The organism is Exiguobacterium sp. s39, assembly GCF_018618925.1.
Lineage (GTDB): Bacteria > Bacillota > Bacilli > Exiguobacteriales > Exiguobacteriaceae > Exiguobacterium_A > Exiguobacterium_A abrahamii.
Window position 1 is genome coordinate 2,041,582 of the sequence record NZ_JACSNA010000001.1, and the last position, 15,789, is coordinate 2,057,370.

Sequence of the window (15,789 nt, forward strand, 5' to 3'; positions counted from 1 at the left end):
AAATTATCATTTCATCATACCTTTTTTAGAGTAATACTCTAATTTCTCTACTGGAATATATCCTATATACTCTTTATCATCTTTCCAATTTTCACACTGATCGATATCTAGCTTTTTTATAATTTTCGCTGGATTACCGGCAATGATGCAATAGCCCTCTTCAAAACTTTTAGTGACTACTGCCCCAGCACCTACTATTGTATGATTACCAAGAGTTACTCCAGGTAATACAACTGCATTCATACCTATCCAACAATAGTCTCCTATTATAACTTCTGATTGTTCATGTTTGTTATAGTTATAAACACTATGATTAGCACTTACAATTCCAGAATTCTGAGCCATTATAGTGTAATTTCCAATGCTTACTTTGCCAATTCCTTGAACATAGATACCTTTATTAGCTCCTACATTACTGTTAATACCAATCGTAACATCTCCAAAAACGTGAGATGTTTTATGAACTGGCCAAAATACATTTCCTTTGAAACGAGTGAGCTTTAAAAAAATATATTGAGGTATATTCACATAAATTTTGTTATCTAATACATTGAACATATCTTTAAAAAACGGTATCTTCCTCATTATAATTTGTAGTTTTTTTTTCATTTTTTTACTAAAACCCTCCATAAAAATTCGACTATTTCTTTATTGATAGTAAAACTGTATACAATAAATAAGAGAATTACATTTATGAAAATAAAAATTAGTGAAGTTAGTGGATCATAGCTATACAGCAGTTTATAAATGATGAATATACTACCAGATATAATTAATCCAATTAAAAGTGCCTGAAGAAATTTTTTTAATGGGTATATTTCAAGGATTGAGCAATCCAAATATTTTTTTAGTTGGATATTCTGACGAATCATTAAGCTGATATTTGTAAGTAGCATAGCTAGTGCTACTCCATAAATACCAAAAATCCATCCAAAGAATACGATTAAAATACTGTTAACAATCAAATTTATTACTGTATTCATTAAATAAACTTTGTTTTTTTCAAGTGCTAAAAAAATAGTGCTATAAATATATATTCTAGAAAGAGCACTTAATTGATACATTATAAATACCAAATATGCAGCCTCGTATTCCTCCGAAAACAGAATCGATAAAGTTTCTTTTGAGAAAAAAATTAAGGGAATTATTATCGAAAAAATAATTACTATCATTATTTCTCCAACTCTATTCCATAAAATTGTTACCTCTCTTTTATTATGTTGTAAATTTCTAATTTTTGGTATTAAAGTATTAAACACTGCGTACCCTAAAAGTGACATTATAGGGATTTCGTAAGAAGCATTTGCTAAAAAAGCAAATTCTTTTTTAGTGAAAAAAATAGAACCATATATTTTATCTATATTCATATTAACAACTGTAACTAAACTCGCTATAAATAGAGGTATTATAAAAGCAATAATTTTATTTAAATCACTTTTATTAATTTGTACTTTTAAGTCTTTTTTTACTGAAATTAAGAAAATAAAAAAATATATTAGTTTAATTAATTCTCTGATTAACATTGCAATAAACACTTCTTTTAAATCCCAATTAAAAAAATATGTTCCTATTGCTATAGAACATATTAAAAATCCATTAGCAGAAACATTACTAGAAAATAACAATCGAATTTTATCATAAATAATGTAAAAATTATCTTGCCATAAACTTAATAAATTTAAAAGAAATACTAAAATTAATACTATCATTAAACTTAAACTATAATCTCCAATTAACAACAAAAAAATTGTATAAACGACTGGTGATACAAAAGAGATCATTGTAGTCAAAAATAAAAGTTCATTTAAGAATGCATTATTATTTTTATTCAAGAAGTACATAATAGCAGACGGTATACCGAAAGTTAAAATTGTATTCAATATTAACAAATATGTTGTTAATAATCTATATTCACCATATTCATCAATAGATAAGCCTCTTGATAAAATCATTAGCAATAATATGTTAGAGGATAGAATTATTACTTTATTAACCCCTAGAAAAATACTTTTAAGTTTCAACGAATTCATAATTCTTCCCCTAACACACATTAATATTTATTGAAAAATTTTTTTTGATAATTCTATATTTCTATTTCTTTCCGAGTTCAGTTTAACGATAAACTTCTCAATTGCTGAAATTCTTTCGTTATATTTTTCTTGATTCTCAGATAAACATAAATTTATTGACTCAACCCATTCTTTTTTATTTGTCAAATCGATATCGAATCCTATATCTAAATCTTTAAGATTTCGCCAAGGAGTTTGATCGCTAATAATTACAGGAGTTTTAGCAAGAAAAGACTCAATTATAGCGTGACCATAATTCTCACCTAGTGTTGGTAAAATAAAATAATGATAGTCTCTAATAGTATTGCTTACTTTAGAATTTTCTATATGACCTTTGTAATTAACACTCAAATTTTTATTACTTTTTAACATTTTCATTGTTTCATTAAAATACTCTTGACTCTCAATAGGTCCAAAAATATCTAAATTGACTTTACCCTTTATATTTTCAAAAATACTATTAAGGAAATGTAAATTCTTTTTTTGACTAATTCTTGAGATGAATATTAGATTAAGTTCATTCTCATTTTTTGTTATTATTTTATCGATGTTAGTGTAAGGATCAGGTAAATTAGGTGCCAAATAAATTTTCTTATTATGAAATTGATTGGTAATGTGTTTTGTTTCTAATTTATCTGTAGAATGAAATTTAAAATTAAAAGGAAGCAAATTAAAAAAACTTAGGAATATTCTTTTTTTATTCTTTTTTATATTTAATGCTCCTGGAGAAAACTCACCACGAGGCGCTATTATAATCTCCGGATTTATTCCTAATAGTAATCTACACAAATAAACTTTTACACTTAAAGGAGAAAAAAAACTATTTAAGTATATATAGTCAGGATTGACCTTATTAATCATTTTTTTTATCTCAATAATGTTTAATTTTGTTAAATCAGTGTACAGTATATTTCCCCATTCTCGATTGTAAAAAATATCAGAATCTATATTTGAATAACTGCATTCATCACCTAAATCTTTATTTTTTGTGATAATGGTAAAATTGAAGTGGTCTTTTAATGAATCAACCATGTTTTTAATAGATTTAATTGGTCCGCCAGCTTTATAACCAGGTTCAAAATACTCTGTGAAAATTAATATTTTTCTCATTAAGCCTTTCTCCATATTTCTCTATTAATAATTGAAGTATAGCTTTGGATTATTTTCACAACCTTAATTGATACGTTCTCATCTTGATAATCTACCGGAGACTTTGTGATTTCTTCATACTTTACTGAATTCGATGCGATATTTATACTATTTTCAATAGTTTCCTTGTTCAAGCCACTAATGACGATAGATCCTTTATCTAAGACTTCAGGTCTCTCAGTAGAAGTTCTAATCAAAACACCTGGAAAACTTAAAATTGATGATTCTTCTGATAACGTTCCACTATCTGATAAAACGCAATATGCATTTTTCTGTAAAGCATTGTAGTCATTAAATCCAAATGGCTTTAACTTCATAATATTTTTATTTAATTCGACGTTATTTTCCTCTATCTTTTTCCATGTTCTTGGATGAGCAGAGAAAACTATTTTTTTATCGAATTTTTTAGCAATATAATTTATAGAATCTATTAATTGATTAAAGTTTTGCTTATTGTCTATATTTTCTTCTCTATGAGCAGACAATACCATGTAGTTATTTTGTTCTAAGTTTAGTTCTGCTAATATATTACTAGAATTTATTTTGCCTTGTTGATTTTTTAAAACCTCTGCCATTGGAGAGCCAGTTACCATAATATGATCTTTTCGAATTCCTTCACTAATTAAATTACGTCGGCTATGCTCCGTGTATGTTAAGTTAATATCTGATGTATGATCCACTATTTTACGATTAATCTCTTCTGGAACATTTTGATCATAACAACGATTTCCAGCTTCCATATGGAATACAGGAATTTTTAAACGCTTAGCAGAAATTGCTGCTAGACAGCTATTCGTATCGCCTAAAATTAATAACGCATCTGGTTTTTCTTTTTTCATTACCTCATATGATTTTTCAATGATGTTACCCATGGTTTCACCCAAATGATTACCAACAACATTTAAAAAGTGATCTGGTTTTCTAAGTTCTAAATCTTCAAAAAACACTTCATTTAAGCTGTAATCCCAGTTTTGCCCAGTATGTACTAAAACTTGATTGAAAAATTCGTCACAACGTTTGATCGTTGCTGATAAACGAATAATTTCAGGTCTTGTTCCTATGATTGTCATTACTTTTAATTTAGTCATTTCATTACCTCATTCATATAAGTATCTGGTTTTTGCGTATCAAACTGCTCATTTACCCAAAACAACGTAATCATTTCAGTTGATCCAATATTCTCGATAGAATGTGTGTATCCTGGTGGAATATCCACTACTGTTACATTTTCGCCAAAGACCTCATATTCTAATACATCATTTCGCTCTATATGTCGAAAGCGAATCATTCCTCTACCTTGAATGACGATAAATTTCTCAACTTTCGTATGATGATAGTGATTTCCACGAGTAATCCCTGGCTTAGTGGTCGAAACAAACATTTGTCCCATATGCGGTGATTTGATTAATTCGCTTAGCCAACCACGATTATCTTCATGCTTCGTCAAAGAATATGAAAACTTTGATTCTTTTAGATAAGATAGATATGTTGTATATAGTTTTTTAACGAAAAAATCACTATAATCCGGAAGTTGTAAATTATCTCGCATAGCTTTAAAGCTTTGTAATAAATCAACTATTTCCTGAAGCGTTTTTGTGTATGTGAAAGTCACATCAGCAAAAATCGCTTGAGGTTTTTTTACTTCTAAATCATTAAATAACACGTTTATTATTGCTTCTATAACGTCATCAATATAAGCGAGTGTCACTTTGATTGAAGGGTCGTGTACATTGATTTCTAAATCATTTGCAATGTTGTTGCAAAATGTGGCAACTGCTGAGTTGTAGTTCGGTCGACACCACTTACCAAACACATTGGGCAATCGAAAAATATAGGAATTGGCTTTAGCATCTTGACTATATTGAATGACCGCTTTTTCAGCCGCATATTTACTTCGACCGTAAGCATTATCTAAATCAGCTTGAATTGATGAGGACAAAACAATCGAAGGTTTTTGTTCAGATTGAAGAGCATACTCAACTAATTGACTCGTCAATTCTTGATTGCCTTCAGTAAATTCCTTCTCGTTAACGGGACGATTAACGCCTGCTAGATGAACAATCTTATCTGCTTGATTGACAAGTGCTTTCAAATCATTCATTGTCTCATTTCGAGTAAATGACAGCACTTCTATTTCTTGATTTTCTTTTAAATGAGCGACTAAATTTCTACCGATAAATCCATTTGCACCAGTTACGAGTACTTTCATTTTCAAACTCCTCACATTAACTCAATAATGCTATCTGTTTTGACTGTTTCTTGCTTCCATTGACGTAATTCATGTTGGATATATGGTAACTCCATCAACATCTCTTTTACTTGATCTACAGTGACACGATTCGTATTATCAGAATTATATTCTAAATGATCTCGAACCATTTCATTTCCTTCTGTAAAGAACTTTTCATAGTTTAGATCGCGAGTGTCAGCTGGAATTCGATAATACTCACCATGGTCTTCTGCTTTTACGAACTCTTCTTTCGTTAATAACGTTTCGTATGATTTTTCTCCGTGACGAGGTCCAATGATTTTAAATTCGGCTGTTGAATTAAAAAGCTCTTTTAATGCAGTAGCTAATTCGAAAATAGTGCAGGCAGGTGCTTTCTGAACGAATATATCTCCTTGCTTTGCATTGTTGAAAGCGTATAAAACAAGATCAACTGATTCTTCTAAAGACATTAAATAACGCGTCATACTTGGATCTGTAATCGTTAAATCTTTTCCTGCTTTCATTAAGTCTACAAAAAGTGGAATGACAGATCCACGTGATGCCATTACATTTCCGTACCGTGTAGAACAAAAAACTGTTTCGTCTTCAGATACATTTCGTGAAGCTGCGACCATACACTTCTCTGCCATTGCTTTTGAAATCCCCATAGCATTAACTGGATATACTGCTTTATCTGTACTTAGTAAAACAACTCGTTCTACTCCATGATATTTAGCGGCACGAAATACATTGTCCGATCCTTGAACATTTGTTTTAATTGCTTCCATTGGATAAAATTCACATGAAGGCACTTGTTTTAGTGCTGCTGCATGAAAAACATAATTAACACCCTTCATTGCATCTTCGACACTATTGTAGTCACGTACATCACCAATATAAAATTTTACTTTTTCATTGTTAATTAATTTTCTCATATCATCTTGTTTTTTTTCATCACGGCTAAAAACTCGAATCTCTTTGATATCTGTATCAATGAAACGCTTTAGAACTTGATGTCCAAATGAGCCTGTTCCACCTGTAATAAGCAATACTTTATCTTTAAACATTATATTTACCCCATTCTAAATAGTTTTTTCAAGTTCTCGATCCATTTGGTCTAGTAACATGTCTTTATGAAAATGCTTTTGATAGTATTTTTTTGAAGATATGCTCATTTCATTCAAATCTTGTTTAGATAAATTAGCAAACGAATGTATATTATGTACAAAGCCTTCAATATCTCCCGATGAACTACTCATCCCTGCTTCAGATTCTTCAATAATTTTTGCACTTTCACCATTTACAGACCCAATTATCGGCATTCCACATGCCATATATGATTGTAACTTCGCTGGAATAGTCATTGAAAATAACTTATCGTTTGCCAATGTGAGTAATGCTATATCATGTTTACTCAAAATCATAGGAATTTGTTCAGCTGGTTGTCGATCAATAAAAGTAAAGTACTCCTCTACTTTTTGATTAATAATTAACTTTTTTAGTTCACTTTTATATCTTCCGTCCCCAACAAGAGTAAATACTATTTTTTTAGGTAAGTTCATATCTTTTAATTTAGCTGCTACCAATGGTAATATTTCTAATCCTTGAGCAGTACCAATATTTCCAGTGAAAATAATTGATAATTTTTCTGCTATTTTATTATCAGATTTATTGCTAATTTCTTGATAAAAATCCTCTGCATACTGTGGCCAAAATTGTATTTTATCTCTTGGTACTCCACGATTTTCGATAGCGTTTATAAAACTATTTGAAGTTGTTAATATTTTTGTTGAATGCTTATATATATAATCAACCATTTTCCCTATTGATTGAATAATGAGCGGATTTTTAATCCCAGTTACAATTTCCACGTTTTCCGGCCATAGATCTTGAACGTATAAGAGACATGGAATATTTTTTCTTTGCGCAAACCAGACTCCAGGCAATGCCTGTGTCATTGGAGATACTTCAAAAATGAATACGTGTGTCGGTTTCACTTTGGAAAAAAGGGACCAAATTCCTCCACTTATAACGAAAGACAAGTAATTTAAAACTAATCGAATCGAGGAATTACCTCTCGCAATAATTGGTAAACGTATAATGTTAATTCCTTCATACACTTCATTTCTTTTCTTGAAAAATCCGTACCCTTTGAAGAATTTACCTTGAGGATAATTTGGAATTCCTGTTACTACTGTTACCTTATATCCTTTAGAAACCCACTGCTTGCAGATATCATTGATCCGAAAATTTTCCGGAAAAAAATACTGACTAATTACTAAAATATGCTTATTTTTTTTCATACTTTATCCCTTCGGTTATAAAAATACTTTCATGAAAATCATATATACAATAATCCGTATTTCCATTTAGTCGAGATAGTTCTTGATCATAGATGAATGTACCAAATAATTTGTTTGCTACTTCAAACCTTTTAATCATGAGCTTTATAAATAGTTGAAAACCAGGAATTAGGAACACTTTTTTATTCTTACTTTTAGCTATCACTTGAACCATTTCTGACGTATTTACATATGAGTTATTCTGTGGAAAAAACAATCCTTCCGATTGACTCTCAATAATTTGATATAAAAACATCGATAAATTGTCTACGAACAACATACTCCGTTTGTTAATAAAATGAGGAAATAAAGGTGTAATACTTGCTAAACGAGATAGTCGACTATAATTACCTTTAGATCCTTCACCATAAATCATTGGCGGTCTAATGACTGCTACTTTAAATTCGTTATTTTTAAGAGTATTTAACAAACTTTCTGCCTGTAGTTTACTGTCTCCATAAAAAGTAGCTGGGTTCGGAACTGTATGCTTGTCAATTATCGTCTCCCTTGAATCGGCGTCTCCGTAGACAATAATGCTACTCATAAAAATGAATTGCTTTACACCATATTTTTTGGCATGTGTCGCTACTTCAAAAGTTAAATCACGATTTATTCGATAATATAAATCCTTATTACTAGCATGTCTTGAGGAATGAGCTATACCAGCTAAATGAAGCACTGAATCGTACATAGAAAAATCTTTAGTTCTCCATTCATCATTTCGAACACTTAAAAATTCTACAGAAATTTGATTTGGAAAATTAGCTAAAACCCAGTTACTGAATTGATTTCCTATATATCCATTTTCACCAGTAATCAATATATTTTTCATCAACTTACTCCTTTGTACTGGCAACTTCTTTTTTAGAAACGGCACCCGTTCCACCTTCAACTACTCCATCACTTTTCAATACGCTAAAGATTGTAGCAATGAAGCAATGTGAGTCCATTAAAATCCCCATACGTTGAACATATTCACCGTCAAGTTTTGCTTTTACTTCAATCGGTAATTCATCACGACCATTGATTTGAGCCCATCCTGTTAAACCCGGTAATGTATCGTTCGCTTTGTATTTATCGCGCTCATCAATCAAATCATATTGATTCCATAACGCAGGACGCGGTCCGACAAAGCTCATCTCACCCTTTAAGATGTTAAACAGTTGTGGTAGTTCATCTAAACTTGTTTTTCGTAAGAACTTCCCGACACGCGTAATATAAACATCCGGATCAGCAAGCAAATGAGTCGGTGTATCTTGTGGTGTTTCAATATACATGGTCCGGAACTTCAAAATGTTGAAATGACTTTTCTTCAACCCAACTCGTTTTTGTTTGAAGAAGACAGGTCCTCTTGATTCAATCTTTATCGCTCCCATGATGCATAAAAACACTGGTATCAATACGATACATGCCACAAGTGCTAGGATGAATCCTAACAACCGTTTCACTTTCATATAACTCATTTGCTTTAGCTCCTTATGTTCATACTAATTTTTGTTGTTTCATCGCAACGTCATTGGCGATATCCAGTAACGTATTGCGTAACTGCAATGGATTTAGTTGATGATTTTCTACCATCAGTAATATTTCTTCGATTGGTTCAGCTTGTTTCGTTCGACCGACGAAAATTTTCGGATAAATCGCTTCTGGATCGACTTCTCCATCTTTTAGTAATTCTTCATACATCTTTTCTCCAGGTCGGATTCCTGAGAAGACAATTGGCATCTCGTCTTCCGTAAAACCACTTAACTCAATCATATTTTTTGCAAGATCAACGATTTTGACTGGTTCGCCCATATCAAGGACGAATACCTCTCCACCGTCAGCTAGAATACCGGCTTGAATGACCAATCGACTCGCTTCTGGAATCGTCATGAAGAATCGTGTCATTTCTGGATGAGTCACCGTAACAGGTCCACCGGCTTCAATTTGCGACTTAAAGAGTGGAATGACAGACCCTCGACTACCAAGGACGTTACCGAAACGAACGACAGCGAACTTCGTCTGACTTCGTTTCCCCAAATCCTGAATGATCATCTCGGCAATTCGTTTCGTCGAACCCATGACGTTCGTCGGATTGACCGCTTTATCCGTTGAAATCATGACGAATCGTTCGACCTGATGACGGTCGGCTACTTCTGCGACGTTCTTCGTTCCATAGACATTATTTTTAACTGACTCATACGGATTTGCTTCCATTAAAGGCACGTGTTTATGAGCCGCTGCATGGAAGACGACATCCGGTCGATGTTGTGCAAACACTTCATCTAAACGCATCTGGTCTTGCACATCGGCAATGATTGGCACTAGATTGATTGCTGTCTGTAAACTACGAAGTTCCCGTTCAATCAAATAGATGCTGTTCTCACCATGACCGAGTAATACTAACGTCGTCGGATTGAATTGAATGATTTGGCGACAAATTTCTGATCCAATCGATCCACCGGCTCCTGTAACAAGGACCGTCCGTCCTTCAATCTCACTTCGAATCCCCGAGATGTTCAGTTCAACCGGTTCGCGTCCGAGTAAGTCTTCAATCGATACATCGCGAATCGCGTTGACCGAGACTTTCCCCGTCACAAGTTCTTCAATCATCGGTAAGGTTTGAACGTTCTTACACAGTGTCTTTGCCTCGGTGATCAGTTCGATCCGCCGTTGCTGTGACAACGATGGAATCGCTAAGACGATGGCTTCAATTTTATGTCGCTCGATGACTGCTTTTAAGTCCTCCGTCGTTCCTGCAACTTCGATTCCTTGAATCACGAAATGCATGTTTTTTGGATCATCATCGACAAAAGCAACCGGCTTTAATTCATGGAATGGTGATGCATAGAGTTGACGAACCAATGCCCGTCCTGCACGTCCTGCCCCGATGACCAACGTCCGCTTTCGCGACTTGATCATACGACGAGGTAAGGCATACTTCCGCCAATGTTGACCGATCCCAAGGAGACGTAAGCCTACTCGGATTGCTCCAAGTAGCAGTAAAGAAATACAAAAACTTAATAGCGTGATGCGTTCTAAGACTTGTCCGAAGAATAGAACTTGATACACTATTAAGCCGATTGAGCTGAGTCCCAGGGACAATGATAATGTCATTGCTTCCTGTACACTCGCATATTTCCAGTTAACACGGTACAGTTTCATGAGAAACGCGACAGTGATGAAGAGTAGGGCAAATACCGTCGCTGACTGAATTACATCACGACTGTCGATCAATAAAAATAATTCCTTTGGATACAAGAAAAAATATGTAAAGCTCATCGCCACCATCAATGCACAGGCATCCATACATGCCAGTAAAATCGTCCGGTAATAATAATACTTCTTCACGAACATTCACTCCTTTCAACTAATATTTGACATACTGATTTTCAGACAAGCGATTGTGATTTGTGTGCCTGTAACAACTCTTCCATCATCGCTGCTACGTCTTCCCCTAAATCTTCACGGTTCAAGGCAAATTCGAGTGTTGTTCGAATGAATCCTAATTTTTCACCAACATCATACCGTTTACCATCAAATTCGTAGGCAAAGACCCGCTGCATTTCATTGAGTCGTGTAATCGCGTCCGTCAATTGAATTTCGCCACCGGATCCGATTTGTTGTGTTTCAAGATATTTAAAGATTTCTGGCGTGAGTAGATAACGCCCTAAAATCGCTAAGTTCGATGGGGCTGTTCCTGGTGCTGGCTTTTCGACGAAAGATTTTACCTTATGTAATTGCTCTGAGATGCTCGTACTTGGATCAACGATTCCGTAACGATGTGTATCTTTTTCTGGAACAGGTTGCACACCAATGATCGAACTATTCGTGATTTCATATTGTTCGATTAACTGTCGCGTACAAGGCACTTCAGCCTGAACGATATCATCACCAAGCATGACGACGAATGGTTCATTACCAACGAATGCTTTCGCTTGAAGAATCGCATCCCCAAGACCTTTTGGTTTTGATTGACGAATGAAATGAATGTTAATCTTCGTTGTCTCTTCGACTAAGTAAAGTAATTCTGATTTATTTTTCGAAATCAGGTTCGCTTCTAGCTCCGGTACGGAATCAAAGTGATCTTCGATCGCGCGTTTCCCTTTACCAGTAATAATCAAGATGTCTTCGATTCCTGATTCGATCGCCTCTTCAATGATGTATTGAATCGTTGGTTTATCAACGATCGGTAACATTTCCTTTGGCATCGCTTTTGTCGCCGGTAAAAAACGTGTTCCGAGCCCTGCTGCTGGAATGACTGCTTTTTTAACTCGCATCATCTAGTTCACTCCTCATTCCAAATTCTAATTGGAAATTTATATTATCAATCCCATTCTTTATGTAAAATACAATAACACAGGAAACATGTCATTTTCCATAAAGTTTTCCATATTTTAATAATGTAAGCGTTAACATAGAAAAAAGAGAGTGCCAATTCACTCTCTTTCCCTTACCTTGACAAAAAATGTTACACCCACTGTCCTTTCCAATTCTTCTCGACAGGACTCGGGGGATTGATTGTCACGAGTTGGTTCAAGAGAACGGCTTCATTGTTTTCATAAATCTCATCGATCAACCAATCTTCGAATGTTTTCTCAAGCATCCGTTCGCATTGCTTCCAGTAGAATGGACGTTTCTCGAGGTGATGCGCATCACTTGCCACAAGATGGGCTAGCCCATTCTCAAGCAAGGCAATCGCAAATCGCTGAACATCCTTTCCGTACTTCCCGATCAAACTGGCACACGTCACCTGACTGATCGCACCGTTTGAAATCAATTCAAAAAGTAACGATGGATTTTGAATGATTGCTTTATTCTTTTCTGGATGGGCAACGACCGGGATATAACCATCGGAAATTAATTCTGCAAAGACTTGGCGCGCATACGATGGAATTCCGCTTGATGGAAACTCGATCAAAATATAGCGTGAATCGTTCAGCGTCAGCGCTTGTCCTGCTTCTAACGCTTCCATCAACTCACCGATCAACCGGATCTCATGACCTGGATAGACGGTTAACGGAATATCACGTTGTTTCAACAAGACATTGAACTCATCGACCGTCAACTGGACATCGACATCTTCTGTTTCGAATTGTGGATGATAGAGGTGTGGAGTCGCGATGATCCGCGACACCCCCTCTGCGACGGCTTGTTCAGCTAACTGCAAGGCATGTTCGACACTGGCCGGACCGTCATCGACGAGCGGCAAGATATGACAGTGGATATCAACCATATAGATGTCCCTCACTCATAGGAATAGTAGTATTGGTATGCTGAATCATCCGTCAGTTCACGACGGTTCAAGACGACACCGAGAATTTTCGCTTCGGCCAGTTCAAGCTGTTCTTTCGCTTTTAACACTCGTTGACGATCAGATGTCGTACAACCGACGACAAGGACAACACCATCCGTTAGTTTCGAAGTAATCCGACTATCGGCGACTTGTAGTAATGGCGGTGCGTCAAAGATGATGATGTCGAATTCTTCACGTAGTTGTTCCGTTAGATGCTCCATCGCACGTGACGACAAGAGCTCCGCTGGATTCGGCGGAATCGGACCGGCTGTCAAAATTGATAGGTTATCGACTTTCGTTGGTAAGATTGCCTTTTCTTTTTCCGCTTGGCGAGTTAAAAGACTCGAAAGTCCAAGACCATTCGCAACACGGAACGTATAATGAACCGTTGGGCGACGCATATCTGTATCGATAATCAATACTTTTTTCCCTTGTTGCGCGTAAGCGACGGCCAAGTTTGATGACGTCGTTGATTTTCCTTCACCTTGTGTTGCGGAGGTGACAAGAATTGCTTGAATCTCACGATCGACAGCCATGAATTCAATGTTCGTCCGGATCGTTCGATACTGCTCAGCAACAGGTGACTTCGGTTGCGTGACCGTAATCAGTTTCCGTGCATCTTTGTTCATTTTGCTCTTCTTAGCCATATTGTTTGACCGCCTCTCGTTTTGCTGCTTTTGACGATGACTTGAATACTTTACTGTCGATATCCGGGATACTACCGAGTACCGGGAGATCAAGAATTTGTTGGACCTGATCTTCTGTCCGGATGCGACGATCGAGTACTTCACGTAAGAAAGCAAGACCGACACCGAGTAAGAATCCAACGACTGCTGCTATTACTGTGTTCAAAATAATATTGGGACTGACAGGTGACGTTGGGATACCTGATGTCGACAAGACCGTAACGTTATCAACACTCATTAATTCTTGAACGTCTGAACTAAAGACTTCAGCAATCGAGTTCGCCAAGTTGGATGCTAATGCTGCATCGGTACTTTGGACCGAAACGTTAATGACCTGAGAGTTTTGCTCACTTTCGACCGTGACCATGTTGTTCAAAGCATTCATATTCGTTGGTGCGTTCGGAACTTCCTTTTGAACCTGTTCTAAAATCGCCGGGCTCTTGATGATGACCCGATATGTATTAACCAATGTGACAGACGACTGGACAGACTGTGCATCAATGACTTCATTGTCTTGTTTCTTCGGTGTGACGAGAATTTGCGTCCCTGCTTGATACGTCGGTTTAATCAAAAAGCTACTGACGGCAAATGAGATGAGGGCGGCGACAATCGTCAACGCCAAGATGCGCCAGAACGATTTACGTAAAATCGAAAATAATTCCTGCAAGCTAATCGTTTCATTCATGGTCTAATTATTCTCCTTTATTTGTCTAATTCAGTGACTTTCCTACATCAACTAGGACTCAGTATAACAAATATTTGGGAAATGGTTGATGTTTTTTTAGGAAATGACATACGTTTATTGAAAAACATTGCGTATAATAAAAGATGAATTGTTACTTTTTACATTCATTTCCGTATCTCGACATAGGAGGAATTTCTTTATGCATCGCTCGTTACAAGCGCTACAATTCTATACATCTCACTCGAAGGAAGATATCGCACGACTTCATGAACGGATTCGTTCGAGTCTTGCTTCGACGGAATCCTTGACGGATACGATGATCCGAATTACCGGTCAACCGCCACTGATTCCTTATGACGAAGATACCGTCACGGTCGACGAATGGAATGCATTTCTCGCCGGAAAACATCATGCGACATTAGCTGACTTTTACGGTACATTAGTCGCTCGTCCAATCTTGGACGAAGATGGTCCACTCCCGGACGAGGCAGAAGAACCACTTCCGACTCTTTCACGGAGTCAACGCGAACCGGAACCAAAACGACGTAAAAAAGAGAAAGAAATCAAGCATGCTGGAGCAAAACGACCGTTACCTTGGGGCTGGATCGCGCTGTTGATTCTTTGTTTCTTACTTGGAGCCGGTGGAACTTACGTCTACTCGACATACTTCGTAGGATCTGCAGATACGACACCAAAGGCTACTGTCGAAAAACCGGTCACAGTTGAAAAAACGAAGGAAAAGAAACCAACAGCACCAGAAGAGACTGCCGCTGTTGATGATGTCCTATACGTCAAAACACGTTCGAGCAACATCTATCGGGAAGAGTCGATGACGACATTGCTGTACGAAGCCGATTTCGGTGACGGATATCGCATCGTCAAGAAAAATGACGGCGTGACTGAAATCGAATTGTCGGATGATTTAACGGGGTATATTAAAACGTCCGATACAACAAAACAGCTTGAAGGTGAACCACTTGCTGATGAAACGCTTTTGACGTGGGTCAACGATCAGCTCGATACGAGTTTTGTTACCGGGACCCTCATTGACCTTATCGGCAAAAGTAGTGAAGAACTGAATAGTCTTTATGGACCAGCCGATCGGACTTTCAATGATGAATTGCATGACTACCTGTTTTACGGAAATCACTTTTTTGTCTTGAAGGACAACAAGGTCATCGCCATTGACTGGACGGAGACGACTATTACGAATGAGCAATTAGCCTCACTCGCCCCACTTCAACTAGAAACGGAATCGACAGGACTCGTCACGAGTAACTCGTATCGTCTCCAACGTTTTGCAAAAGACGGAACGATCAGTCGGATTCGTCTAGCGGAACAATCGTTCTAAACGAAAAGCACCGAATCCGT

General features: G+C 36.2%; 15 protein-coding genes. 1 reads left to right on the forward strand and 14 read right to left on the reverse strand.

Features of this window, described 5'->3' with window-relative positions; all coding sequences use genetic code 11:
• Positions 1–6: 6 nt before the first annotated feature.
• The 14 genes from KNQ11_RS16925 to KNQ11_RS10660 all read right to left on the reverse strand — a co-directional run bounded on the left by KNQ11_RS16925 (position 7) and on the right by KNQ11_RS10660 (position 14,418).
• Positions 7–609, reverse strand: a complete 603-nt coding sequence (locus KNQ11_RS16925) for an acyltransferase (protein ID WP_285800524.1) — start codon at positions 607–609, stop codon at positions 7–9.
• On the reverse strand, positions 606–2,030 hold the full coding sequence (locus tag KNQ11_RS10600) for an oligosaccharide flippase family protein (protein ID WP_214771601.1): 1,425 nt from the start codon (positions 2,028–2,030) through the stop codon (positions 606–608). The genes KNQ11_RS16925 and KNQ11_RS10600 overlap by 4 nt, the downstream gene beginning before the upstream one ends.
• A gap of 27 nt (positions 2,031–2,057) precedes the next feature.
• Positions 2,058–3,179, reverse strand: a complete 1,122-nt coding sequence (locus KNQ11_RS10605; protein ID WP_214724083.1) for a glycosyltransferase — start codon at positions 3,177–3,179, stop codon at positions 2,058–2,060.
• Positions 3,179–4,306 carry a non-hydrolyzing UDP-N-acetylglucosamine 2-epimerase gene (gene wecB, locus KNQ11_RS10610; RefSeq protein ID WP_214724085.1) on the reverse strand — a complete coding sequence of 376 codons (1,128 nt, stop codon included), beginning with the start codon at positions 4,304–4,306 and terminating at the stop codon, positions 3,179–3,181. Before wecB ends, KNQ11_RS10605 begins: the two co-directional genes overlap by 1 nt.
• Positions 4,303–5,427 carry a polysaccharide biosynthesis C-terminal domain-containing protein gene (locus tag KNQ11_RS10615; RefSeq protein WP_214724087.1) on the reverse strand — a complete coding sequence of 375 codons (1,125 nt, stop codon included), beginning with the start codon at positions 5,425–5,427 and terminating at the stop codon, positions 4,303–4,305. Before KNQ11_RS10615 ends, wecB begins: the two co-directional genes overlap by 4 nt.
• A gap of 11 nt (positions 5,428–5,438) precedes the next feature.
• Entirely contained in the window at positions 5,439–6,494 is a 1,056-nt protein-coding gene (locus KNQ11_RS10620) for a polysaccharide biosynthesis protein (protein WP_214724089.1), read from the reverse strand.
• Between the two features lie 15 nt (positions 6,495–6,509).
• A complete protein-coding gene (locus KNQ11_RS10625; RefSeq protein ID WP_214724091.1) occupies positions 6,510–7,730 on the reverse strand; it encodes a glycosyltransferase family 4 protein in 1,221 nt (406 codons plus the stop codon).
• Positions 7,717–8,601 carry an NAD-dependent epimerase/dehydratase family protein gene (locus KNQ11_RS10630; protein WP_214724092.1) on the reverse strand — a complete coding sequence of 295 codons (885 nt, stop codon included), beginning with the start codon at positions 8,599–8,601 and terminating at the stop codon, positions 7,717–7,719. The genes KNQ11_RS10625 and KNQ11_RS10630 overlap by 14 nt, the downstream gene beginning before the upstream one ends.
• 4 nt (positions 8,602–8,605) lie before the next feature.
• Positions 8,606–9,232, reverse strand: a complete 627-nt coding sequence (locus tag KNQ11_RS10635) for a sugar transferase (protein WP_214724094.1) — start codon at positions 9,230–9,232, stop codon at positions 8,606–8,608.
• Positions 9,233–9,251: 19 nt separating this feature from the next.
• Positions 9,252–11,102, reverse strand: coding sequence for a polysaccharide biosynthesis protein (locus KNQ11_RS10640; RefSeq protein ID WP_214724096.1), 1,851 nt, complete (start codon positions 11,100–11,102; stop codon positions 9,252–9,254).
• A gap of 41 nt (positions 11,103–11,143) precedes the next feature.
• Complete coding sequence (galU, locus tag KNQ11_RS10645; protein WP_214724322.1) at positions 11,144–12,031, reverse strand: UTP--glucose-1-phosphate uridylyltransferase GalU; 888 nt, start codon at positions 12,029–12,031, stop codon at positions 11,144–11,146.
• 191 nt (positions 12,032–12,222) lie between these two features.
• Positions 12,223–13,002: a tyrosine-protein phosphatase gene (locus tag KNQ11_RS10650; protein WP_244290065.1), complete on the reverse strand. Its 780-nt coding sequence runs from the start codon at positions 13,000–13,002 to the stop codon at positions 12,223–12,225.
• The gene (locus KNQ11_RS10655) at positions 12,999–13,694 is read right to left on the reverse strand and encodes a CpsD/CapB family tyrosine-protein kinase (RefSeq protein ID WP_050678204.1); all 696 of its coding nucleotides are present in this window, start codon (positions 13,692–13,694) and stop codon (positions 12,999–13,001) included. The genes KNQ11_RS10650 and KNQ11_RS10655 overlap by 4 nt, the downstream gene beginning before the upstream one ends.
• Positions 13,687–14,418, reverse strand: coding sequence for a YveK family protein (locus KNQ11_RS10660; RefSeq protein ID WP_214724098.1), 732 nt, complete (start codon positions 14,416–14,418; stop codon positions 13,687–13,689). Before KNQ11_RS10660 ends, KNQ11_RS10655 begins: the two co-directional genes overlap by 8 nt.
• Positions 14,419–14,617: 199 nt before the next feature.
• On the opposite strand from KNQ11_RS10660, the gene KNQ11_RS10665 reads away from it, so the two are divergent.
• Positions 14,618–15,769, forward strand: a complete 1,152-nt coding sequence (locus KNQ11_RS10665; RefSeq protein WP_214724100.1) for a hypothetical protein — start codon at positions 14,618–14,620, stop codon at positions 15,767–15,769.
• Positions 15,770–15,789 lie beyond the last annotated feature (20 nt).